This is a genomic window from Bacillus sp. HU-1818 (assembly GCF_022695965.1).
Classification (GTDB): domain Bacteria; phylum Bacillota; class Bacilli; order Bacillales; family Bacillaceae; genus Bacillus; species Bacillus atrophaeus.
Genome location: NZ_JAAPBE010000003.1, coordinates 373,086 through 393,353 on the forward strand (window position 1 = coordinate 373,086; position 20,268 = coordinate 393,353).

General features: G+C 39.7%; 22 protein-coding genes and 10 pseudogenes. 20 read left to right on the top strand and 12 right to left on the bottom strand.

Annotated elements, in window-relative coordinates; translation table 11 throughout:
* Positions 1 to 51 precede the first annotated feature (51 nt).
* A pseudogene (locus GXP75_RS21510) lies at positions 52 to 491 on the bottom strand (SMI1/KNR4 family protein).
* Positions 492 to 502: 11 nt separating this feature from the next.
* A pseudogene (locus GXP75_RS12330) lies at positions 503 to 822 on the bottom strand (aspartate phosphatase); the annotation flags it as partial.
* Between GXP75_RS12330 and GXP75_RS12335 the strand changes: the two are divergent.
* The 3 genes and pseudogenes from GXP75_RS12335 to GXP75_RS21620 form a co-directional block, all read left to right on the top strand.
* A pseudogene (locus GXP75_RS12335) lies at positions 819 to 981 on the top strand (aldehyde dehydrogenase family protein); the annotation flags it as partial. The pseudogenes GXP75_RS12330 and GXP75_RS12335 sit on opposite strands and share 4 nt — an antisense overlap.
* A 72-nt stretch (positions 982 to 1,053) precedes the next feature.
* Positions 1,054 to 2,121 (top strand): isocitrate/isopropylmalate dehydrogenase family protein, encoded by a 1,068-nt coding sequence (locus GXP75_RS12340; RefSeq protein WP_242556923.1) that lies wholly within the window; start codon positions 1,054 to 1,056, stop codon positions 2,119 to 2,121.
* 250 nt (positions 2,122 to 2,371) lie between these two features.
* Positions 2,372 to 2,623, top strand: a pseudogene (locus tag GXP75_RS21620) (recombinase family protein); the annotation flags it as partial.
* Positions 2,624 to 2,750: 127 nt separating this feature from the next.
* Here the strand turns inward: GXP75_RS21620 and GXP75_RS12350 are convergent.
* Together GXP75_RS12350 and GXP75_RS12355 are read right to left on the bottom strand one after the other, a co-directional pair.
* Positions 2,751 to 3,145 (bottom strand): annotated as a pseudogene (locus GXP75_RS12350) (sigma-70 family RNA polymerase sigma factor); the annotation flags it as partial.
* Positions 3,141 to 3,565: pseudogene (locus GXP75_RS12355) on the bottom strand (ImmA/IrrE family metallo-endopeptidase); the annotation flags it as partial. The pseudogenes GXP75_RS12350 and GXP75_RS12355, both read right to left, overlap by 5 nt.
* Before the next feature lie 67 nt (positions 3,566 to 3,632).
* Here GXP75_RS12355 and GXP75_RS12360 point away from each other — a divergent pair.
* From GXP75_RS12360 to GXP75_RS12375, 4 genes and pseudogenes are all read left to right on the top strand, one after another.
* Positions 3,633 to 3,911: pseudogene (locus tag GXP75_RS12360) on the top strand (phage holin family protein); the annotation flags it as partial.
* Between the two features lie 44 nt (positions 3,912 to 3,955).
* Positions 3,956 to 4,571: pseudogene (locus tag GXP75_RS12365) on the top strand (peptidoglycan recognition protein family protein); the annotation flags it as partial.
* Positions 4,572 to 4,849: 278 nt separating this feature from the next.
* Positions 4,850 to 6,346 (top strand): DUF7121 family protein, encoded by a 1,497-nt coding sequence (locus tag GXP75_RS12370; protein ID WP_239814412.1) that lies wholly within the window; start codon positions 4,850 to 4,852, stop codon positions 6,344 to 6,346.
* A 13-nt stretch (positions 6,347 to 6,359) separates the two neighbouring features.
* Entirely contained in the window at positions 6,360 to 6,647 is a 288-nt protein-coding gene (locus tag GXP75_RS12375) for a hypothetical protein (protein WP_239814413.1), read from the top strand.
* Positions 6,648 to 6,667: 20 nt separating this feature from the next.
* Here the strand turns inward: GXP75_RS12375 and GXP75_RS12380 are convergent, their stop codons facing one another.
* The 6 genes and pseudogenes from GXP75_RS12380 to GXP75_RS12400 form a co-directional block, all read right to left on the bottom strand.
* Positions 6,668 to 7,276: a hypothetical protein gene (locus tag GXP75_RS12380; RefSeq protein WP_242556925.1), complete on the bottom strand. Its 609-nt coding sequence runs from the start codon at positions 7,274 to 7,276 to the stop codon at positions 6,668 to 6,670.
* A 196-nt stretch (positions 7,277 to 7,472) separates the two neighbouring features.
* Positions 7,473 to 8,306, bottom strand: a pseudogene (locus GXP75_RS12385) (ribonuclease YeeF family protein); the annotation flags it as partial.
* Between the two features lie 2 nt (positions 8,307 to 8,308).
* A complete protein-coding gene (locus GXP75_RS21680) occupies positions 8,309 to 8,611 on the bottom strand; it encodes a CDI toxin immunity protein (RefSeq protein WP_483861624.1) in 303 nt (100 codons plus the stop codon).
* Positions 8,575 to 8,699, bottom strand: a pseudogene (locus GXP75_RS12390) (hypothetical protein). The gene GXP75_RS21680 and the pseudogene GXP75_RS12390 overlap by 37 nt, the downstream one beginning before the upstream one ends.
* A gap of 297 nt (positions 8,700 to 8,996) precedes the next feature.
* Positions 8,997 to 9,725 (bottom strand): RNA polymerase sporulation sigma factor SigK, encoded by a 729-nt coding sequence (gene sigK, locus GXP75_RS12395; RefSeq protein WP_239815818.1) that lies wholly within the window; start codon positions 9,723 to 9,725, stop codon positions 8,997 to 8,999.
* Between the two features lie 133 nt (positions 9,726 to 9,858).
* The gene (locus GXP75_RS12400) at positions 9,859 to 10,485 is read right to left on the bottom strand and encodes a TVP38/TMEM64 family protein (RefSeq protein WP_242556926.1); all 627 of its coding nucleotides are present in this window, start codon (positions 10,483 to 10,485) and stop codon (positions 9,859 to 9,861) included.
* A gap of 157 nt (positions 10,486 to 10,642) precedes the next feature.
* Between GXP75_RS12400 and GXP75_RS12405 the strand changes: the two genes are divergently transcribed.
* The 4 genes from GXP75_RS12405 to GXP75_RS21430 all read left to right on the top strand — a co-directional run bounded on the left by GXP75_RS12405 (position 10,643) and on the right by GXP75_RS21430 (position 12,964).
* Positions 10,643 to 11,038: an SAM-dependent methyltransferase gene (locus GXP75_RS12405; RefSeq protein WP_242557150.1), complete on the top strand. Its 396-nt coding sequence runs from the start codon at positions 10,643 to 10,645 to the stop codon at positions 11,036 to 11,038.
* Positions 11,039 to 11,211: 173 nt separating this feature from the next.
* Positions 11,212 to 11,949: a polysaccharide deacetylase family protein gene (locus GXP75_RS12410; RefSeq protein ID WP_106360510.1), complete on the top strand. Its 738-nt coding sequence runs from the start codon at positions 11,212 to 11,214 to the stop codon at positions 11,947 to 11,949.
* Positions 11,950 to 12,026: 77 nt separating this feature from the next.
* Positions 12,027 to 12,758, top strand: coding sequence for an SGNH/GDSL hydrolase family protein (locus GXP75_RS12415; protein ID WP_242556927.1), 732 nt, complete (start codon positions 12,027 to 12,029; stop codon positions 12,756 to 12,758).
* Between the two features lie 74 nt (positions 12,759 to 12,832).
* Positions 12,833 to 12,964, top strand: a complete 132-nt coding sequence (locus GXP75_RS21430; protein ID WP_255265360.1) for a hypothetical protein — start codon at positions 12,833 to 12,835, stop codon at positions 12,962 to 12,964.
* Positions 12,965 to 13,103: 139 nt separating this feature from the next.
* Here the strand turns inward: GXP75_RS21430 and sda are convergent, their stop codons facing one another.
* A complete protein-coding gene (sda, locus tag GXP75_RS12420; RefSeq protein WP_003325380.1) occupies positions 13,104 to 13,244 on the bottom strand; it encodes a sporulation histidine kinase inhibitor Sda in 141 nt (46 codons plus the stop codon).
* Between the two features lie 363 nt (positions 13,245 to 13,607).
* Between sda and GXP75_RS12425 the strand changes: the two genes are divergently transcribed.
* Genes GXP75_RS12425 through GXP75_RS12460 form a run of 8 tightly spaced genes read left to right on the top strand, consistent with a single transcriptional unit; the run spans position 13,608 to position 18,619 of the window.
* Positions 13,608 to 14,126 carry a YqeG family HAD IIIA-type phosphatase gene (locus GXP75_RS12425; RefSeq protein ID WP_003325381.1) on the top strand — a complete coding sequence of 173 codons (519 nt, stop codon included), beginning with the start codon at positions 13,608 to 13,610 and terminating at the stop codon, positions 14,124 to 14,126.
* A gap of 3 nt (positions 14,127 to 14,129) precedes the next feature.
* Positions 14,130 to 15,230: a ribosome biogenesis GTPase YqeH gene (yqeH, locus tag GXP75_RS12430; RefSeq protein WP_242556928.1), complete on the top strand. Its 1,101-nt coding sequence runs from the start codon at positions 14,130 to 14,132 to the stop codon at positions 15,228 to 15,230.
* 20 nt (positions 15,231 to 15,250) lie between these two features.
* Positions 15,251 to 16,093 (top strand): shikimate dehydrogenase, encoded by an 843-nt coding sequence (gene aroE, locus GXP75_RS12435; RefSeq protein WP_061572764.1) that lies wholly within the window; start codon positions 15,251 to 15,253, stop codon positions 16,091 to 16,093.
* Positions 16,087 to 16,377, top strand: a complete 291-nt coding sequence (gene yhbY / locus GXP75_RS12440) for a ribosome assembly RNA-binding protein YhbY (RefSeq protein WP_003325384.1) — start codon at positions 16,087 to 16,089, stop codon at positions 16,375 to 16,377. Before aroE ends, yhbY begins: the two co-directional genes overlap by 7 nt.
* 11 nt (positions 16,378 to 16,388) lie before the next feature.
* Positions 16,389 to 16,958: a nicotinate-nucleotide adenylyltransferase gene (locus GXP75_RS12445; RefSeq protein WP_242556929.1), complete on the top strand. Its 570-nt coding sequence runs from the start codon at positions 16,389 to 16,391 to the stop codon at positions 16,956 to 16,958.
* Positions 16,948 to 17,529: a bis(5'-nucleosyl)-tetraphosphatase (symmetrical) YqeK gene (gene yqeK, locus GXP75_RS12450; RefSeq protein WP_242556930.1), complete on the top strand. Its 582-nt coding sequence runs from the start codon at positions 16,948 to 16,950 to the stop codon at positions 17,527 to 17,529. Before GXP75_RS12445 ends, yqeK begins: the two co-directional genes overlap by 11 nt.
* Positions 17,526 to 17,882 carry a ribosome silencing factor gene (rsfS, locus tag GXP75_RS12455; RefSeq protein WP_003325387.1) on the top strand — a complete coding sequence of 119 codons (357 nt, stop codon included), beginning with the start codon at positions 17,526 to 17,528 and terminating at the stop codon, positions 17,880 to 17,882. The genes yqeK and rsfS overlap by 4 nt, the downstream gene beginning before the upstream one ends.
* Positions 17,879 to 18,619, top strand: a complete 741-nt coding sequence (locus GXP75_RS12460) for a class I SAM-dependent methyltransferase (protein ID WP_003325388.1) — start codon at positions 17,879 to 17,881, stop codon at positions 18,617 to 18,619. The genes rsfS and GXP75_RS12460 overlap by 4 nt, the downstream gene beginning before the upstream one ends.
* Positions 18,620 to 18,688: 69 nt before the next feature.
* Here GXP75_RS12460 and comER read toward each other — a convergent pair whose 3' ends face one another.
* Positions 18,689 to 19,510 (bottom strand): late competence protein ComER, encoded by an 822-nt coding sequence (gene comER, locus GXP75_RS12465; protein WP_010789257.1) that lies wholly within the window; start codon positions 19,508 to 19,510, stop codon positions 18,689 to 18,691.
* Between the two features lie 83 nt (positions 19,511 to 19,593).
* Between comER and GXP75_RS12470 the strand changes: the two genes are divergently transcribed.
* On the top strand, positions 19,594 to 20,217 hold the full coding sequence (locus GXP75_RS12470) for a helix-hairpin-helix domain-containing protein (RefSeq protein ID WP_242556931.1): 624 nt from the start codon (positions 19,594 to 19,596) through the stop codon (positions 20,215 to 20,217).
* Positions 20,218 to 20,268 lie beyond the last annotated feature (51 nt).

Here is a 20,268-nt window from a genome sequence, read left to right on the forward strand (position 1 = left end):
TACCGGGCAAGAGCCTTTCTTCTCAAAAAGAAGGGGAAAGGCTTTATTCGTTTATTCCTCGTATAGTTTATTAACCAACTCTGTAAATGAATCACATATATGACTCAAAGCTTTATCAGGATCTTCATATGCAATCTCGTGATCCCGGAAAACTACGGACGGATTCTCTTTATTCAGACGATAATCGAAACAGATTTCGTTACCGAAAGGATCACAAGCAAAAGGAACTATCCCAGGAAGAATTCTTCCATCCTGGTAATCTTCTAAGACCTCTAAAATAAAACTTGAACTATCCTCAGTTAGACCATGTAATCGATTAAAAACAGCACCTTTTGTATTTTTAAAGTCAAATATCTTTTACTTGGGCGCGCCCCATTGTTGTTTAATATAGTTGTAACGTAGTCGCTAGGGAACTTAATATCTAATGCCTTTTCGATTTTTTTAACAGTTGTTTCCCCAATAGGTTTTTCGGCAAATCTCCACTCTGTCATATTGTCCAACTCCTATCTGTTCTTACTTCCTCCACCCCAAAGGCGTCTAATGTGTTAAATAAGTTCATAAAAAAGCTCATCTTTAAAATCCACAGCACATCTGATTCCTTTGCGGAAGCACTCCATTGCCTGTTCTTTTTTACCTTGCTTAAAATAAATCAAAGCGGTCATGATAATCCTTTGGCAGTACGTCAAAGTTTATTTTTCTGTATTGAACCAAGACTTGTTCGATGTAACGTACAGCCTTATTTAAATTCTCAATTTTGTGATAGCGATTGCCGAGATTGAAAAATGCAGTGGCATAGATGTGAGTATTTTTACTTTTAAGCAGATTTCTTGGAAGTGGGTGGAGTAATCATTAATGATATCCCTTCTTTTAGAGTGGATAATATGCCTTACGACGGAGTTGAAATAGTGGAATGGGAAAGAGGGAATCAAGTTTTCCGTTGATGAAATGTCTGAATTAAAATATGTTACATTTAAATTGTAAAAAGGCCGATGAACTGGTTACAACTTTTCAGTTCGCATTTTGTAGATAAATTAGTATCTGGGAGATGGTTATATGACAGTATATCGCATTGGGGTTTTAAATGGAGACGGAATTGGGCCGGAAATTGTAACAGCGACAACTTTGATTTTGAAAGTTGCAGCCCAAAAAGCAGCTGTATCATTGAAGTTGGTTGATTTACCGATGGGGTGGGATGCAATAAAAAAATATAATGATCCAATGCCAGATGTAACTAAAGAAGAATTAGAGAAGTGTCATGGATGGATTTTAGGTCCGCATGATTCTGCTGCATATCCAGAGGAGCACAAAGATAAGCGCAATCCAAGCGGAGAACTTCGTCACCATTTTGACCTTTATGCAAACATTAGGCCCGCAAAGACAATACCTGGAACTAAGAGTGTAGTAGGAGAAGCAGATTTGGTCATTTACCGTGAAAATACTGAAGGCTTCTATGCTGATCGAAATATGTATATCGGTTTAGGGGAATGGCAAATTACCCCGGAGGTGGCTGTATCAACAGGGGTTTTTACTAAAAAAGCGATTACACGTATCGCCCATTCAGCATTTCAAAGTGCGATGGAGCGCCGTAAGAAGGTTACCATTGTCCATAAAGCCAATGTAATAAGACTTGGATCGGGACTCTTTTTGAATACGTGCCGTGAGGTGGCCGAACAATACCCGGAAGTAGAAGTGGATGATTATCATATTGATGCTATGACGGCACATTTAGTTCGTCGTGCAAAAGACTTTGATGTCATAGTCACGGAAAATATGTTTGGAGACATTCTTTCAGACTTAACAGGTGAGTTAGTTGGCAGCTTAGGGCTTGCACCGTCAATTAATTCAAATGCAAAACAGGCAATGGCACAAGCTGCTCACGGTTCGGCACCTGACATTGCAGGGAAAAACATTGCAAACCCTATTGGAATTATTCTTTCAACCGCTATGTTGTTTGAATGGCTCAATACACAGCACCGTGATAAAAAACTGAAAGAAGTGGCGGAATTAATAGAAAATTCACTTTTTGAAACCGTTAAGGCAGGAATCAAAACAGGAGATATTGGTGGTGAATCATCAACATCAGAGTTTGCAGAAGCAATTGCAGAGCGGATCAGTCTTTAAGGTGAAAAAACTGAGAGTTTAGTGGGGATGTAGTAAGTTCTTATCAAAACACCAATGGTTTCAGACTATTGGTGTTTTTTTAATCATATTCATTAAACAATTTAACATCATGGTTATCTAAATCATTAGGACAAACAGCAATTACATAACATTACCCAAGGGGTGATGCATTTTATGAAGGTGATAATCATCGAAGGACCGCAAGCTGACAAATGCATTAACGATTGCTATCATTATTTAATAAAAATTTATAGGAAGGCGATCCAGGGCAATATATGTAAGGGTATCGACAGAGGAAACAAGCGATCAAGGGATCGAGCATCGACAGCCAGATCGAGGCCTGTATAAAGAAAGCAGGGACTAAGGATGAGCTGAAGTATGCCGATGAAGGATTTTCTGGGGAGTTTTGGGCAAGTAAAGGACTTATAAGTAAAGTTTGCTAAGATCCTGACCGTCTTTCTCGAAAATGATAATTGAGCTTATCAGTGCTGACGAGTTGAGATAGTGAGACAAGCGGTTAGTTGGAAACATTTTCATAACTCTTTCATATATTCTGTCTCCGAAAAGTTTTAAAAGAAGCAAGTAAATGAACTAGAGAAAGCCGGAATATTAATCCGGCCTCTTCTGCATCATTTCCCCTTCGCTTTCTTCCGCTTCTCCTTTTCCGCCCTGTAAAACTCATGAAACATCTTCATCAGCGCCCGTTCTCAATCCGTGACACATAACTGCGGGAAATCCCCAGCTCCTTCGCGATTTCCCGCTGCGTCTTTTCTTTTTTTACCAGACCGAACCGGCCGACGATGACTTCTTTTTCACGATCATCTAAAATGTCGATGTATTTTTTTACTTTCTCAAGTTCCATATTAAGCTGAATCGTATCAATCACATCTTCGCTCTCTGATTTGAGGACGTCTATCAGGCTTATTTCATTCCCTTCTTTATCCTGGCCGATTGCATCATGAAGGGACACGTCTTTTTTTGTTTTTTTCAATGCGCGTAAATGCATGAGGATTTCATTATTAATTACAAAAGGGGGGTGCACAGATTTCCTGTGTTTGATTAAATAAATGTTGAGTCAGTTTCCTGTAATAAATGCTTAAACGTTTCTTAGCGAATGAAGAGGATAGATTAAATAACCAAGCTACATTTTCAATTGTATGTGATTGTATGTACAAAAGATTAATATTACGCAACATGAAAGTTGGAATGCAAAAGTGATATGTAAAATAATTGGACTGCCACTCTTAATAATCAGTCCAGGTTGCAGGCATTGTTTTTTTATCGCCTTCATGTCTATATATATGGCAAAATTCATGAGCGAAATCATACCATTGTTCAACTCGGCTTTTTCGGCTGTCCAAGCATATATAGTATAAATTCCACTGTGTTTAAGCGCAAAGCTTGTAACAGGTTTAAATGAAAGCCTGATATCTAAAGCCTTGGCTCCTTAAAGATGACAATCTAAAAATTGGATTCGTTAAATATTATAGGAAAACCAAGACTATTTACATAGGAAACTACGAAGCCGGAGCGCATGGTTTGGCTATGTCCGCAAGCTACTCAATTTCTTTGCGGTCATTTTAGCAAACGTTATTGATACAGCCCTCAATTTAAACGGTGTCCTAACTTTTGATACCGTTCTTTTTTATATCGCTAATGAAGGCTTGTCAATAACTGAAAACTTAGCACAGATCGGTGTTAAAATCCCTTCAACGATAACAGATCGATTACAAACAATTGAGAACGAAAAAGAACAGAGTAAGAATAACGCAGACAAAGCTGCTGGCTAAGCCAGTGGCTTTTTTTATTATATAGTCAGAAGGAGAGAGGGTATATGGCCATTAAAGTTGTAAAGAATCTAGTCTCCAAATTAAAGTATGGATTGAAATGTCCTAACCCGATGAAAGCTGAATATATCACTATTCATAACACTGCGAATGATGCTTCAGCAGCCAATGAAATTTCATATATGAAGAATAACTCTAGCTCAATGAGTTTTCACTTTGCAGTAGACGATAAACAAGTCATTCAAGGGATTCCAACTAATCGAAATGCATGGCACACAGGAGATGGAACTAATGGTACGGGGAACCGTAAGTCGATTGGTGTCGAAATTTGTTATATTAGTCAGGAGGGGCACGATATAAATCAGCGGAAAAGCTTGCTATTAAGTTTGTGGCGCAGCTGCTTAAAGAACGTGGATGGGGTACTGATCGAGTCCGCAAACATCAAGACTGGAATGGTAAGTATTGCCGCACCGCATTTTGTCAGAGGGTAGATGGAATCAAGTTAAGGATGCCATTGAAAAAGAATTAAAGGCGCTAGGTGGAAAAACAAGCTCAAGCAAAACAAGTGCCACTAAAAAGAAAACAACAAACTCAAACAGTAAAAAATCGTCCTACCAGCTCCCGTCCGGTATTTTCAAAGTGAAGAGCCCAATGATGAGAGGGGTTCAACCTTGGCTTAAATTCATTGATGTAATGAAATGTTGAGTTATTCTGGTAATAAAGTCATTCTCAAAATTTTGCTGATTTATAAAGAGCCAATCTTATTTTATAAAAGCTTATATTTTTAGTAAATTAAGGTTTTTTTAAGGTTTTAATACCTGTATTTATGTTATAACTATTAAGTACTTTATGGGGATTTAGATATATAAAGGTTATGGAGGGCTGTTGTGGAAATTTAATCTCACATTAAGTTAGTTTTGTATGAATTTGGAGGATCTATTATGAAAAAGTTTTTAAGCGCTATACTAATTATTTTTGTTTTTTCAATGATTAATTTACCGAACTATGTTAAGCCGGAGAAAGCCTACGCTGTATCAAACGAAATTACAAAAAAAGATTTTGCTGATTTAGATACAGCTTTAAATACTCTTACGAAGCTTCAGCAAGAGTATAATAAATTAGATAAGTCTAAAAAAACAATATGGGTAGAGACCAAGAAAAAAGCAGTAAAGAAGCTAATAGACAATGAAATTATTAAGATCGAAAAATTAATAAAAACTAAGGTTATACCTACTGTACAGAAAACAGTTAATGATATCAAAACTTTTATAGACCTTTTGAAAGGCATCCATGAAGATATTAAAGGTATGATTGAAGCTATAGACCAGTGTAATAAAGCGATGGATGAAATTAATAAAACTCTAAATGAACAAGTTAAAACGGTTGATGAAATAAATGACATCATGGTTGATATGAATAAAACATATGATGAGATGAATAAAGAAGTAGACAAAATGAATAAAGATGTATTAGAAATGCAAAGAGGCATTGATGAGGCAAATCGTGGTTTTAACCAAATGAATGGCGCACTTACTGGTTTAAATAAAGCAATGGATAAAACGAATTCTAATCTTAAAGCTGCCAATTCTAATATGAAGCAGATGACTAAATCTGTTGATAAGATTAATTCTGGAGTTACACATGTATCCAAAAGTATGAACAATGTAAATAATTCACTTGATAAGCTGAATAAAAACTTGGATACTGTTAATAAAACTAAAATAAATTATAATTATCATTATTACTCATCTGATGGATCAACAACAAAGAAGTTAAACACACTTAATCAAAAGAGAAAGAAAGTAGAGGATTCTCAAAAAAATATTAAGAAAATAGATGTTGAGATTAATAATGTTTCTCATTACGATACAGATAGCTTGAGAAAAACACAACGCTTTTTGTCATTTACTGCTGATCTAATTCCTATTTTGTCGAATTTGAAAAGTGGAAGCGAAGCTATAACAGGTAAAGATTTAATATCTCAAAAAGAACTTTCTTCATTTGACAGGACCGTAGCTGTTTTAAGTGTTGTTGGCGGCGACGTTACAAAGGTTTCAGGAAAATTAGCAGGAACTGTATCAAAAACTAACAAAAGCGCAAAATATGTAGAGAGTAGCGTTAAGGCAAAGAAAGTACTTACCAGTGAAGCTAAATCAGTATCGAATATGAAAGAATTTTTTAATGATGGATTTGGAAAAAGTATAAAAAACAATGTTACAAAAACAAAAAATCAATTCCAAGGCCAATCAATCTATGAAGTTAATAAAAAATTGGATAATCCATATCTGAAAAAAGGAGATAAATTTTATTTAGATAATTTGCACAAGGATCATTTAGAAGTTTTCGATAAAAGAGGAAATTTAAGAGTAGTGTTGAATTTGGATGGAACATTGAACGAAGTTAAGACTAAGAATGCAATTGGAAGAAAATTGAAATAGGTGGTTGTGATAGATGAAAAATATTGATAAGATCTTTAGTGCTTTAAAAGAATTAAATGAAAAATATAATAGTACATTAATTTCAACAGAAGAACTTTTAGAAGAAGAGGAAAATATTAAAGAATTTCCGCAAATAGATGAAAGAATAAATAAAATTTTAGCTAACTTAAGTCAAATTGAAGATAAAGAAAAACTAACTGCTGAATTACTACAGTTACATTTAGTAATAGGTGATATAGAATGGCAATTTGACCAAATACATGAGATGGTTAGACAGGTAATAGAAAATATTGAGGATTAATATTATAAAAAGCCCTCTTTTCAAGAGGGCCTTACCTTACTACTATTAGCATTCCCTTTAGAACCATGATCAACATCAAAAGACTTTTTAATTTGTTGAATTGTATCTTGTCCAGATTTTTGTAAGTTTAGCACATTTATAGGAACATCACTAGCTAACAGAAGTTCTTTAGCAAAAGGATTTGGTATTGACTCTAAACCTTTTTTCAAAAGTTTCCCAAAGTCTTTGGTGTCTTTTACTACTTTTTTTGATGCAGACTTACCAACATTTCCAGCGCTGTTTACCCCTTTTTTACCCGACTTGCTGATTCCCTTCTCTGCGACTCTCTCGACCTTTGAAACGACGGATCCACTTTTTGTAACAGCACCACCGCCGCCTGATATGAATAAGCTGGCTACATTTAAAGTGAAATATGTGGTGTAGTGCGATTGTGAATACATATCTCCGTGTACAAAGTTTTTGTCCCAGCTTTCTTTTACCTCATCCCAAGTAGAATCCCAGGCTTTTTTATTGTCGAATTCAAAAACGGACTTTATCGTTCCTTTTGGATCTAAACCGAGATCGATCCCGAATTTTGCAATTCCTAAGAGTCCTTCACCAGTTTCTTTCGAAAAATCATAATATGCCATTTGTTTGCCTTTATAGTATTTATATACTGGACCTAGATATTTTTTACCCGCCGCATTATAGGGACTAAATATTCTTTAACTGTCTTCTCTGTATCATCTATACCGGCTAATAAACCTTCATATACACCGTCAATCTGTTCTTTCAAAATATCCTTGGTCGCTCGAAGAGGATTATCCCAAAACTCGAGGGATTTAACATACTCCTGTTGTTCAGTGGTGAGGTTGTCGTATCCAATCTCTTTAGCAACTTTTAGATACTCGTCAGGATCATCAACCAACGTATTGAGCTTTTTCTGTAATTCTTTGATTTCTCGCTCTTTAGCTTCCTCTTTCTTAATCGTCAAATAAGCCTCTGTACGCTTCTCAATATCCCGCCTTTTTTCTTATGTATATCACTCTCACGGTACGCCTTGGCGTTGTAGTGAATGGGTGTAGCGTTTTTGCCTTTGCCCGTTGCTTCTTGGAGCTTTTGGAAATCTGACTTGATGAATTGTTCATTTGGTTCTGACATAGCATATTCTGTCAGTAAATCTTCGTCAAGGTCACCTAGTTTTTCAATTGTTTTTTTGCGTTTGTCATTGGCATCCGCAAGCTCATCCTTGAAGGTTTCTGTTGAAAACAAGTCGAGCGGGAGGATGTCGTCAATGTCATTTAGGATATCTTTCATGGCTTTTTTCTGTTCAGACATGATTGATTTTGATTTTTTATGGGCGTTAGCCAGTTCATGTTCTAAAAAAGATTCTTCAATATAAGCATCAGAGAGACCTTTGTCTTCGGCAGCTCCGGCAATGCTGTTAAAAAATGCGATTTTCATATCAATGTAGTCGATCCATTGATCGGTGACACCAACATGATCGTGATAGAATGCTTTAATGTTGTTAGCACCTTTACCTGAGAATTCGCTGTCGTCCAGTTCAGCGACACTTTGTAAAGCTTTTCTCAAGTTGACCATTTGCGTCCTTAGTTCTTTATATTCTTTGGCCCGGTCTGTAGCTTCAGACATAAGGGTTTTAGCTTCAAAGACTTTCATAATCATATCCTCTCATTTTGGTGAATCGTTTCACTGAAAGAGGACTTTCCAGTAGTAACATCGCCATCATGGAAAAATTCTATAACGTAGCCAGATTCACTAAACATAAAAGTATCTGAACCAACGGCAGTTACATCATCAATTACGTTTAATGCATGCTCAAGACTGGTTCTTAATGCTGGCTGCTCTACGTAACCCCAAAGAATGATAATGTCTCTATCTTTAAAATGATGTACAGCTAGCCACTCGTCAATCTCTTCCTCATAATCTATAGATTGGTGACAACAAACTTCTTCCCACTTGATTCGTCCCCAAGATGTAAGCCGTTAATTCTTCTGATAAGATTTCTTTGTTTTTTCCTAGAGCTTCTATGCATTCATCAAATAAGTCCAAAATTCTCACCTCAAAAGCTTGTTATGTATGATGTATTTTCCAGTATTAGAGATAAGAAAAAGCCGTTATGGGCTAATGGGGATTAGAACTAATTTGTTTATCGAATCAAACAAGGAATTCATGATTAATCCTGTCTGCCCTACTCGGAAATTGTTCATTGAGCTTATCAATGATGCCGGACTGCGGTTGGAGTTGAAAAATGCTTTTCATAACTTCATATATTCTGTCTCTACGAAAAATTAAAAAGAAATTTTAGAACTAGAGAAAGCCGGAATATTAGATCCGGCTTCTTCTACATTATTTCCCCTTTGCTTTCTTCCGCTTCTCCTTCTCCGCCCTGTAAAACTCATGAAACATCTTCATCAGTGCCCGTTTCTCAATCCGTGACACATAACTGCGGGAAATCCCCAGCTCCTTGGCGATTTCACGCTGTGTCTTTTCTTTTTTTAAATCCAGACCGAACCGGCCGACGATGACTTCTTTTTCACGGACATCTAAAATGTCGATGTATTTTTTTACTTTCTCAAGTTCCATATTAAGCTGAATCGTATCAATCACATCTTCGCTTTCTGATTTGAGGACGTCTATCAGGCTTATTTCATTCCCTTCTTTATCCTGGCCGATTGGATCATGAAGAGAAACATCTTTTTTCGTTTTTTTCAATGCTCGCAAGTGCATGAGGATTTCATTTTCGATACATCGCGCGGCATATGTTGCAAGCTTTGTGCCTTTTCCGGCGGAATAGCTTTCAATCCCTTTAATGAGCCCGATCGTTCCGATGGAAATGAGATCCTCAGCGTCTTCTCCTGTATTTTCGAACTTTTTCACAATATGGGCAACCAAGCGAAGGTTATGCTCAATCAGCATGTTCCTTGCGTGTTCATCCCCTTTGGCCATCAGTTCTAAGTATTTTTTCTCCTCACTGCTTGAGAGCGGTTGTGGAAAGGCATTGTTTTTCACGTAAGATACTAAAAAGACAAGCTCTTTAACGACAAAACCGAGCGCTGTAAAAACACCTGTCACCATCGACACCTCCACAAAAGTATGTAGGCAAAAGCCTATATGTAAATGTATGTGGGTGGCGGGTTGTTTGTGTCTGTACAGGGAAATTTATAAGCGGACCGCAAAAAACGGTAATCTGGGAGGCGGCTGTATCATTTTATTTTTTTGACATTTTCAAAAGATGAGGGAACTTTTTATAAATGATGAACATAAGAATCAGAATGTACGCCCCGTAAATGCCGAAAGACATAAATTTGTTGCTGGTGAAATTGGCACCGGCTATAGTGACAACGAGAATGTTCGGGATTTTTCCTAGTAATGAAGCGGTGAAAAAGACGCCCCATCGCACTTCACTCAGCCCGCAGACAATGTTCATGATAAGAGAAGGGATAACAGGAATGAGCCTTCCTAATAACACGGCGGTAAAGGCATTTTTATTAAAGGAAGCTTCATATCCTTGAATTACCGGATAGGCATTTACTTTTTTTCTTGCCCAATCTCTAAAGCTGTATCTGGCTAGAAAAAACAACATCACGGTGCCTAGCATCGATCCTGACAGTGTGATCCATACGCCATTTGCGATTCCGAACACAGCGCCATTTAAAGCGGCAATCAATGCAAACGGCACGATAGGGAAAAAAACATCCGCCGCAATAAGCATCACACTAAATAGAATGGAAACCATTCCGCCTTCTTTTATGACATCCAACCAAGCTTCTTTATGAAAAAAGCCGATCGCAATTATTCCGATAATCACTAAAATGCTAAAAGTCTTTTTGAGCATATCAATATTCACTCCTACCACTTGTGCTGATGTCAGGAGCAAGCAATCTCCGGCATCTATAGCATCTAGGATAGTATAACTTGACTGCTTTTTGCCGTCCAACGTAAACCAAAGAATAATAGGAAACGGTGAAACAAGGGAAATAAAATGAAATCCTATAGCGTATGTCCAAAACAGTATTCATAATGTAACCGATGACCATTGGGGTTCCGTTATATCAGTAATAGAGCTAATTAATGGAACTGACACAGCGTGGCAGGGAATAGAAGAGTTTTCACATGTGGATATTATCTTTTATTTCCATGGTGTATCAGATGAAAAAATGACATATAAAGCGAGGCATCCGAGAAACAACAAAGCCTTCCCGGAGATCGGGATATTTGCACAAAGAGGGAAAAACAGACCGAATAAATTAGGAGTTACAACTGTCGAACTGGTGGAGCTTAGCGGAAAGACTATTACAGTAAAGGGGCTGGACGCGATAAATGGAACGCCGGTTCTTGACGTGAAGCCTGTAATGAAGGAATTTCTCCCCATTCACTTAAGAAACTGACTCCATCTGTCAGAGGGAGTATTGTGCTTACTCCCAATAATGTTTCATTAAAGAGACAGACCACTCCGGCTGCTTTACTTCACCTCTGGGGAGAGGCTTTTTACTCTGAATATAACCGAATGTTTTTTGAAAAAGGGGACAGGTTAACAATAGAGTTTTTTGGAGGTGGGAATTTGAAACGATTACACCTGTTCGCTCTATTATGTTGCGTGTTTTTCCTTTTGGCACCTGATTCAAGTGAAGCAAAAATGCTGAAGAGACTGGACATTGAAAAGAGCGGAAATGCTTTTTGGGATATGAGATCAGAAAAAAAGAAGCTTTCATTAACATTTGACGACGGGCCTCATCCTGTATATACAGAGGCAATTTTAGATGTATTAGAAGAGAACGGAGTAAAGGCGACGTTTTTTTGTATCGGAAGCCGGTTAGACAAATACCCCTCGATAGCTAAACGGATCATACAACAAGGGCATGAAATCGGCAGTCATACAATGAATCATGTGTTTTTTGACCATTTAGATAAAGAGGAAATAAAAAAGGAGTTGGACAGTGCATCGGCAGAAATTGATGCGCTGCAGCCGAATCAGCATAAACTGTTTCGCCCGCCGGGAGGATCACTTAATGAAACCGCGTTTCAGACTCTTTTAGAAGAAGGCTATCAAATTGTTATGTGGTCATGGAACCAAGATCCAAAGGATTGGGCTAAACCCGGAAAAACGAAAATTGTAAACCATGTCGTCAGCAACGCCAAGGGAGGCGATATCATCCTTCTCCATGATGGCGGCGGCAACAGGGGCCAGACGGTTAAAGCCATTAAAGAAATCATACCCCAGCTCAAAAATAAGGGGTATGAATTTGTGAAAGTGTCCGACTTGTTAGGGAAGAGTTTTAACCCGGTACATATCCAATAACAGTATAAAGAGTTCTTGCGTTGAAAGCAGAATGAGAGAGGTGTACCATATGAAGTGTGGCTTTTGGGGGTGAAGATATGAAGCAAATTTGCATCCTTTTCCTTTTGGTCCTAGTAACAGCGGGATGTGAAGGAAGAGGGTACGAAGATGTTGTGGCATTTGGAGATAGTAATACACGCGGCTCTAATTGGAATTATCGTGATTATCCAAAAGCGCAGCAATGGGTGGATATACTGAAAACAGCTGAACGGGGAAACCTTGACATTCTGAATGCGGGAATAGGCGGACAAACGACCGAAGATGCGCGTTTGCGATTTGAAAGTGACGTGTTAGATCAAAAACCCGAATATGTGTTTATTATGTTCGGCACGAACGATGCTGCGATTTTGGCACAGGGAAAGCCAAGAGTATCAAAAACACGCTTTAAAGAAAACCTTACTTATTTTATAGAGGAAAGCAGAAAACATAAAATAAAACCTATTTTGATGACGTGTATACCGATTATTGAAGGCAACGGAAAACATCATCTCTTTTATTATTCCCGTTATAAATCTTCTGTCTTTCAATCCAAAGGCGGTGCGAGAAAATGGCACAACTCATACAATGACATCACAAGAGAAGTCGCTAAAAATCTGAATGTGCCGCTGGTAGACAACTGGAAAAACTTTATAAAGGCCGAGGGCGGTAATGAGACGGATGAGGCGCTTATTCAATCAGGCTTGATCGATCCTTCCGGGAATCATATGACGCCTAAAGGTGCAAGAATCATTTTTGAAGGCATAAAAGATGGGCGGGTATTGCATCAGTAAGACGGACAGCTGCCTAAACCAATCTGGTTCTTTTTCATAGGCTGTTATTGAATCTCTTGAAGGAGGCGGTTCAAATGTGCTGCGGTTTTCCGTATCCTGTTTACGGTCCGCCGCATAACGTAAGTGGGGGATACGGTTATGCTTTTTTCGTTGTTTTGCTTGTCGTACTTTTGGTGCTGGGCAGCCGGTATTGGATAACAATATGACTGTGAGCCCGCTTAAACACCTCTTCATTAGGGGTGTTTTTTGCTGAAAGTAGTAGTAAAGCGCGTAAATGTAGTGATATAATATCAGTCATCTGAGTAAAAAAAGGAAACACGCCCGGATTAAATAGAATAATTTCCATTAAGAAGATACGGAAATAATATGTCCGAGCGATCTTCTTTTTATTTCGTTTTCAATTAACTCGATAAAGTCACGGTTTAAATTCATTTCATTTGCTTTGAAATAGGATTCTATTAGTAATTCATCAGACAGCTTTCTCATGCTTGGCACCCAATTAATGGGATCGGCACCTCCTTAAAAGTTGGAATTATTTATTTGCAAGGAGCATAAAATAGCAGGTTGCGTTCATCTTAGGTTGAGGTTATCTTTAATCTACCATGAAATATAAATAAGAACAATCGTTCTGTTATCCACACCAAAAAGTGGATAACTTGTGAGTATCATGTTTATAATCTGTCTAAAGAGTGATGTTACAAGAGTGGATAGTGTGTGTAATTTTATCCACACCTGGTGAAGAAACCCAATTTTTGTCGAAATTTTTTTGCTCAGCTTGTCTTTACATACAAGTTTCGATCATTTTTGACAACGATGATGGAGATAGAAAGAAAAGGAAGGGTGCGGGTTTTGTTAAAAAAGTTTTTTTTACCTGACGAATTTGTGAAAAATATTTTTCATATTACGCCTGAAAAATTAAAAGAACGCAATGTTAAAGGAATTATCACGGACCTTGATAATACGCTCGTTGAATGGGACAGACCCAATGCGACGCCGCGCTTGATAGAATGGTTTGAGGAAATGAAGGAGCACGGCATTAAAGTGACGATTGTCTCCAATAATAATGAAAGAAGAGTAAAACTTTTCTCGGAACCGCTTGGAATTCCATTTATCTATAAGGCGAGAAAACCCATGGGAAAAGCTTTTAACAGAGCCGTCCGCAACATGGAGCTTAAAAAAGAGGATTGTGTCGTTATCGGCGATCAGCTTCTTACGGATGTGCTCGGCGGGAACAGAAACGGCTATCATACGATTCTGGTTGTGCCTGTCGCCTCTTCTGACGGAATGGTTACACGCTTTAACCGCCAGGTCGAACGCAGAATACTGAGTGCCTTAAAACGAAAAGGGCACATTCAGTGGGAGGAGTAAGGAATGGAAAAGGTTGTTTGTATCGGCTGCGGAGTAACGATCCAAACCGAGGACAATAATGGTCTGGGCTACGCGCCGCCGGCATCGCTCACTAAAGAAAATGTGATCTGCCAGCGCTGCTTCAGACTGAAAAATTATAATGAAATTCAAGATGTTTCATTAACGGATGATGATTTTTTAAACATCCTGCACGGAATAGGAGAAACCGACTCTCTCATTGTGAAGATTGTCGATATCTTTGATTTTAACGGCAGTTGGATTAACGGATTGAACCGGTTCGTCGGAGGAAACCCGATTTTATTAGTCGGAAACAAAGCTGATATTCTCCCTAAATCATTAAAAAGAGAACGGCTGATTCAGTGGATGAAACGGGAAGCGAAGGAATACGGCCTGAAACCGCTGGATGTTTTTTTAGTCAGCGCAAGCCGCGGCCAAGGCATCAAAGAAGTCATTGATGCTATTGAGCATTACCGCCAAGGAAGAGACGTTTATGTTGTCGGCTGTACAAATGTGGGGAAATCAACGTTTATCAACCGCATCATTAAAGAAGTTTCTGGAGAAGAGAATATTATCACCACATCTCAATTCCCTGGCACAACGCTTGACGCCATTGAGATTCCGCTTGATGACGGATCAGCGCTTTATGATACGCCGGGAATTATCAACCGCCATCAAATGGCGCATTACGTGAATAAAAGGGACTTAAAAGTGCTTACGCCAAAAAAAGAATTGAAGCCGCGCACCTTCCAGCTAAATGATCAGCAAACGCTGTATTTCGGCGGACTTGCCAGATTCGATTATGTGTCAGGCGCGAGGTCTGCATTTGTCTGCTACATGCCGAATGATCTACTGATTCACAGAACAAAGCTGGAGAATGCGGATGCTCTTTATGAAAAGCACGCCGGGGAATTACTTACCCCGCCCGGAAAGGATGATATGGACGAGTTTCCGGAACTAACGGCCCATACATTTACGATCAAGGAACCGAAAACCGATATCGTTTTCTCGGGATTAGGCTGGGTAACGGTGCAGGAAGCAGAGAAAAAAATTACGGCTTACGCACCAAAAGGCGTTCACGTATTTGTTCGCCGCTCGTTAATTTAATAAAAAGGGGGAGAGGGAGAATGAAGCAGCTATACGGAGTAATCGGAAACCCAATCGGACATTCCATGTCGCCTGATATTCATAACGCAGCGTTGAAGGACCTGGGGTTAGACGGACATTATCACGCATTCCAGGTGGAAAACGACAATCTGAAAGACGCGGTCAAAGGAATGAAGGCGCTTGGCATGATCGGAATAAACGTGACGGTCCCTCATAAGGTTGCAATCATGGAGCATCTGGATCATATTGATGAGAGCGCAAAGGTGCTTGGAGCCGTGAACACCGTCAGAACAGAAGGTGACATGCTTGTCGGTTATAATACTGACGGAGAAGGCTTTGTTAAGTCTTTGAGGAAAATATTAGACAAGCCTGTCCGAGATCTCTCTATATTGATGATCGGTGCCGGCGGAGCGGCGAGAGCGATTTTTACCACCATTGTCCGTGAGAATCCGAAACGGTTCGACATCTGCAACCGGACATTGGAGAAAGCGGAACAGCTTATCCAATCCAGTCCCTCTTTTCAAAATAAGCAAGTGCTGACAATAAAGGAAGCAGAAGAGAATCTTGAGCGATATGATGTCATAATCCATACTACATCTATTGGCATGTATCCGGACATAGATGCAGTGCCGATTTCTTTACAGCATGCCGCAAACAGCGCTATTGTATGTGATATCGTCTACAATCCGATCCGGACTGCTCTCTTAAAACAAGCAGAGCAAAAAGGTCTGAGAACGCTGGATGGTGTCGGTATGTTTGTTGAACAGGCTGCCCTCTCATTCCAGTTATGGACGGGACAAGAACCGGATATCGATAAAATGAGAGCGATAGTAGAAGCAAAATTAGGAGGAAAAGAATGTTAACAGGAAAACAAAAACGAGTATTGCGCTCTAAAGCGCACCATTTAACGCCAATCTTTCAAGTAGGAAAAGGCGGAGTTAATGACAACATGATTAAACAAATTTCTGAAGCGCTTGAAGCGAGAGAGCTGATTAAAGTCAGTGTGCTTCAAAATTGCGAGCAAGATAAAGACGAGGTAGCAAAAGCGCTTGTTAAAGGAAGCCGCGCGCATTTGGTTCAAACGATCGGCAATACCATTGTCTTATATAAAGAATCAAAGGAAAATAAACAAATCGAGCTTCCGTAAAGGTGGTTGAGATGAAGAAAATTGGAATCTTCGGAGGAACGTTCGACCCTCCTCATAACGGTCATCTATTGATGGCAAACGAGGTACTGCATCAGGCGGAACTGGACGAAATATGGTTCATGCCGAATCAAATTCCGCCCCACAAACAGGATGAAAACTATACAGCCAGCATCCATCGGGTTGAAATGCTGAAGCTCGCAATCAGGTCAAATCCCTGCTTTAAACTGCAGCTGGCTGAAATGGAAAGGGAAGGCCCTTCTTATACCATCGATACCGTTCGCTTATTAAAAGACCGTTATCCGAATGAGCAGCTCTACTTCATTATTGGCGCCGACATGATAGAGTTTTTGCCAAAATGGTATAAGCTGGACGAGCTCCTGAAGCTCATTCAATTTATCGGAGTGAAGCGTCCCGGTTTTCATATCGAAACCCCATATCCGCTTCTCTTTGCAGACGTTCCGGAATTTGAGGTATCATCAACTATGATTAGGGAACGGTGTAAAAGCAAGAAGCCCACTGACTACTTAATCCCTGATGAAGTGAAGAAGTATGTAGAGGAGAATGGTTTATATGAATCGTGAGGAGGCGCTCGCCTGCGTCAAGCAGCAGTTGACCGAACATAGATATATACACACGATCGGCGTCATGAATACAGCGATTGAACTTGCTGAGCGCTTCGGGGCGGATAGCAAAAAGGCAGAGACGGCGGCTATCTTTCATGATTATGCGAAATTTCGTCCAAAAGAAGAAATGAAGCAGATCATCATAAGAGAAAATATGCCTGAGCACCTGTTATCGTATAATGCTGAGCTATGGCATGCTCCGGTCGGGGCCTATTTGGCGGAGAAAGAAGCCGGTATCACAGACGGGGAAGTTCTTGATGCGATCAGGTTTCATACCTCAGGCCGTCCAGACATGACGCTTCTGGATAAAGTCATCTATGTAGCAGATTATATAGAACCCGGACGGAAATTTCCCGGAGTCGATGACGTCCGGGAGCTTGCCGAAACAGATTTGAATCAGGCGCTGATTCAGTCTCTTAAAAATACAATGATATTTCTTATGAAAAAAAATCAACCGGTTTTCCCAGACACGTTTGCGACGTATAACTCGCTGGTGTCTGCAAAATTGATAGGAGGAATGTGTAGATGAATCAAGCTTCCATTTTAAAAATTGCAGCAACTGCCTGTGATGATAAACGAGCAGAAGATATTTTAGCATTAGATATGGAGGGAATCTCGCTTGTAGCGGATTATTTCCTTATCTGCCACGGTAATTCAGATAAACAGGTTCAGGCTATTGCGCGCGAAATTAAAGATCAGGCCGAAGAAAACGGAATAGACGTGAAAAAAATGGAAGGGTTCGACGAGGCAAGATGGATTTTAGTTGACCTTGGAGATGTCATTGTCCATGTCTTCCATAAAGAAGAAAGAGGCTATTACAATTTAGAAAAGCTCTGGGGAGACGCGCCTCTTGCAGACCTTGAATTCGGAATGAACTCATGATTTATCAAGGCTTCGCCAGCGTGTATGACGAATTAATGTCACACGCACCGTACGATGAGTGGACAGACTGGATTGAAGCTTCTCTCCCTCAAAAAGGGCGGGTCCTTGATCTTGCGTGCGGCACCGGAGAAATCTCAATCCGGCTTGCCGAAAAAGGCTGGGAAGTCACTGGAATTGATATCAGTGAAGAAATGCTGTCATATGCCCAGCAAAAAGCGGCAGGCAAACAGCCGATTCTTTTTCTTCAGCAGGACATGAGAGAACTTGAGGGATATGATGGGCAGTTTGATGCTGTTGTGATCTGCTGTGATTCCCTGAATTATTTAAAAAACAAAAATGATGTCATAAAAACGTTTAAAAGCGTTTTTCGAGTACTGAAGCCTGACGGCATTTTGCTGTTTGATGTTCATTCGCCTTATAAAATGGCTGAAATCTTCCCGGACAGCACATATGCGGATCAAGACGAAGAAATCAGCTGTATTTGGCAAAGCTTTGCCGGCGGCGAAGAGCTGTCTGTCGTTCATGACATGTCGTTTTTTGTGTGGAACGGAGAGGCTTACGACCGGTTTGATGAGACTCATGAGCAAAGAACCTTCCACATCAATGAATATGAGCAAATGTTAGAAGATACAGGCTTCAAACTGGAAAAGGTGACGGCTGATTTTTCAAACCTGCCGCCTTCATCGCAGTCTGAACGGTTATTCTTCTCCGCGCAGAAACTAAAAACCATCGTTTAATCAAAACGATGGTTTTTAAAATGCCATTTTCTGAAGTTGCGGACTGCTGCATGCTATGGCATACTCCCATTACACGAGAAATTGATCCTTCACCGCAGAAATATCCTCTTCATACTTAATATGTGTATTTTGAAACACTCGGTTGAACATATCCTGCACACCGCTTTCCAGCGCTTTGATCCCTTCTCCCGTAACGCCGCCTTTTACGCAAACTTTTTCCTGTAATGCAGGAAGAGTATACAATTCGCTTTCCAGCAGCTTTCCGAGTCCCACCAGCATTTCTTTTGACATAAGAATAGCGTCCTGTTTAGAAACGGACGTCTCTGAGACTGCCGCTTCAATAAATTGCTGTATAAGATAACTCATAAATGCAGGCCCGCAGCTTACGATATCAGAAGCTACCCTTGTAATGTCACTTTCAATTTCCAGCGGCTTAGAAATACATCTCATAAGCCCGTTGATTTTTGTTTTCGCATCTTCTTGGCAGCTTTTTCCGAAAGTGACCAGTGAAACCCCCGCTAAAGCCCTGTTTGTAATACTCGGAATAACCCGCGCCACTTGACATGATACCACCTGCTCAAGCTGTTCGGTTTGAACGGGACTCGTAATCGAAATCAGAATCTGGTCTTTTCTTATATAAGGTGCAAGCCGGGCAAGTAAAGGGTATATATCCAGCGGTTTTACACAAATGAAAATCATTTCATTTTCCGTCACAATCTTTTCAAGACTTTCAGTTACCTGGATATTGCTGTAGCGGTTTTTTATCTTTAACGCTTTTTCAATCGTTCTGTTTGTAATTGTAATAGTTGAGGGATTGGCAGCTTTTGATTCGATGAACGACTCGATAAGGATTGTGCCCATATTTCCGGTGCCGATAAAGCCAATTTTCAATATTCTCCCCTCCTTCAGCCTTTATCCTCTAAACGATATTCAGTGAGAAATAAAAATATGACGAAAGCGGTGACCTTGAAAAAATGAATTGGTTTTACCAGCACAAAAAAATAATATTAACGGCAGGTGCTGCTGTCATCTTCATCGTCATCCTGCTTATTTTTCCCGGCGCAAAGAAGCAGGAGCCTGTTGAGCAAATCACAGCGTCGCCTGACACGGCGGGTACACAAGTTCAGCAGCAAGAATCGAAAGGTGATGCTAACGGAGAAAAAATTATCATTGATATTAAAGGCGCTGTCAAACATCCGGGTGTTTACGAATTGAAAACGGGAGACAGAGTTTCACAGGCTATCGAAAAAGCGGGAGGCATTAATTCAGAGGCTGATGAAAAACAAGTAAATTTAGCTGAACTCCTGCAGGACGGCACTGTCGTGTACATTCCAAGTGAGGGGGAAGAGTCAACACAAAGCGCTAGCGCAAATGCTTCTGTGCAAAACGGAGCAGGAAAAGAGGCTCTGATTAATATCAATACAGCGTCATTAGAGGAACTGCAGGCTATTTCCGGGGTCGGTCCATCAAAAGCAGAAGCTATAATAGCTTATCGTGAAGAAAACGGAAAATTTCAAGCCGTCGAAGACATTACAAATGTCTCGGGAATCGGCGAAAAATCATTTGAGAAAATAAAAACAGCCATCACAGTTAAGTGAATTGACGGCTGGAAGCAATCATATGTAAACTAAAGGACAGGCAACACAACT

Bases quoted from the DNA above. Each gene is read 5' to 3' on its own strand.
- GXP75_RS12340 (WP_242556923.1), top strand. From the start codon at position 1,054: ATGACAGTATATCGCATTGGGGTTTTAAATGGAGACGGAATTGGGCCG.
- GXP75_RS12370 (WP_239814412.1), top strand. From the start codon at position 4,850: ATGAAAAAGTTTTTAAGCGCTATACTAATTATTTTTGTTTTTTCAATG.
- GXP75_RS12375 (WP_239814413.1), top strand. From the start codon at position 6,360: ATGAAAAATATTGATAAGATCTTTAGTGCTTTAAAAGAATTAAATGAA.
- GXP75_RS12380 (WP_242556925.1), bottom strand. From the start codon at position 7,276: ATGGCATATTATGATTTTTCGAAAGAAACTGGTGAAGGACTCTTAGGA.
- sigK (WP_239815818.1), bottom strand. From the start codon at position 9,725: ATGGTGACAGGTGTTTTTACAGCGCTCGGTTTTGTCGTTAAAGAGCTT.
- GXP75_RS12400 (WP_242556926.1), bottom strand. From the start codon at position 10,485: ATGCTCAAAAAGACTTTTAGCATTTTAGTGATTATCGGAATAATTGCG.
- GXP75_RS12415 (WP_242556927.1), top strand. From the start codon at position 12,027: ATGAAGCAAATTTGCATCCTTTTCCTTTTGGTCCTAGTAACAGCGGGA.
- GXP75_RS21430 (WP_255265360.1), top strand. From the start codon at position 12,833: ATGTGCTGCGGTTTTCCGTATCCTGTTTACGGTCCGCCGCATAACGTA.
- sda (WP_003325380.1), bottom strand. From the start codon at position 13,244: ATGAGAAAGCTGTCTGATGAATTACTAATAGAATCCTATTTCAAAGCA.
- yqeH (WP_242556928.1), top strand. From the start codon at position 14,130: ATGGAAAAGGTTGTTTGTATCGGCTGCGGAGTAACGATCCAAACCGAG.
- aroE (WP_061572764.1), top strand. From the start codon at position 15,251: ATGAAGCAGCTATACGGAGTAATCGGAAACCCAATCGGACATTCCATG.
- yhbY (WP_003325384.1), top strand. From the start codon at position 16,087: ATGTTAACAGGAAAACAAAAACGAGTATTGCGCTCTAAAGCGCACCAT.
- GXP75_RS12445 (WP_242556929.1), top strand. From the start codon at position 16,389: ATGAAGAAAATTGGAATCTTCGGAGGAACGTTCGACCCTCCTCATAAC.
- yqeK (WP_242556930.1), top strand. From the start codon at position 16,948: ATGAATCGTGAGGAGGCGCTCGCCTGCGTCAAGCAGCAGTTGACCGAA.
- rsfS (WP_003325387.1), top strand. From the start codon at position 17,526: ATGAATCAAGCTTCCATTTTAAAAATTGCAGCAACTGCCTGTGATGAT.
- GXP75_RS12460 (WP_003325388.1), top strand. From the start codon at position 17,879: ATGATTTATCAAGGCTTCGCCAGCGTGTATGACGAATTAATGTCACAC.
- GXP75_RS12470 (WP_242556931.1), top strand. From the start codon at position 19,594: ATGAATTGGTTTTACCAGCACAAAAAAATAATATTAACGGCAGGTGCT.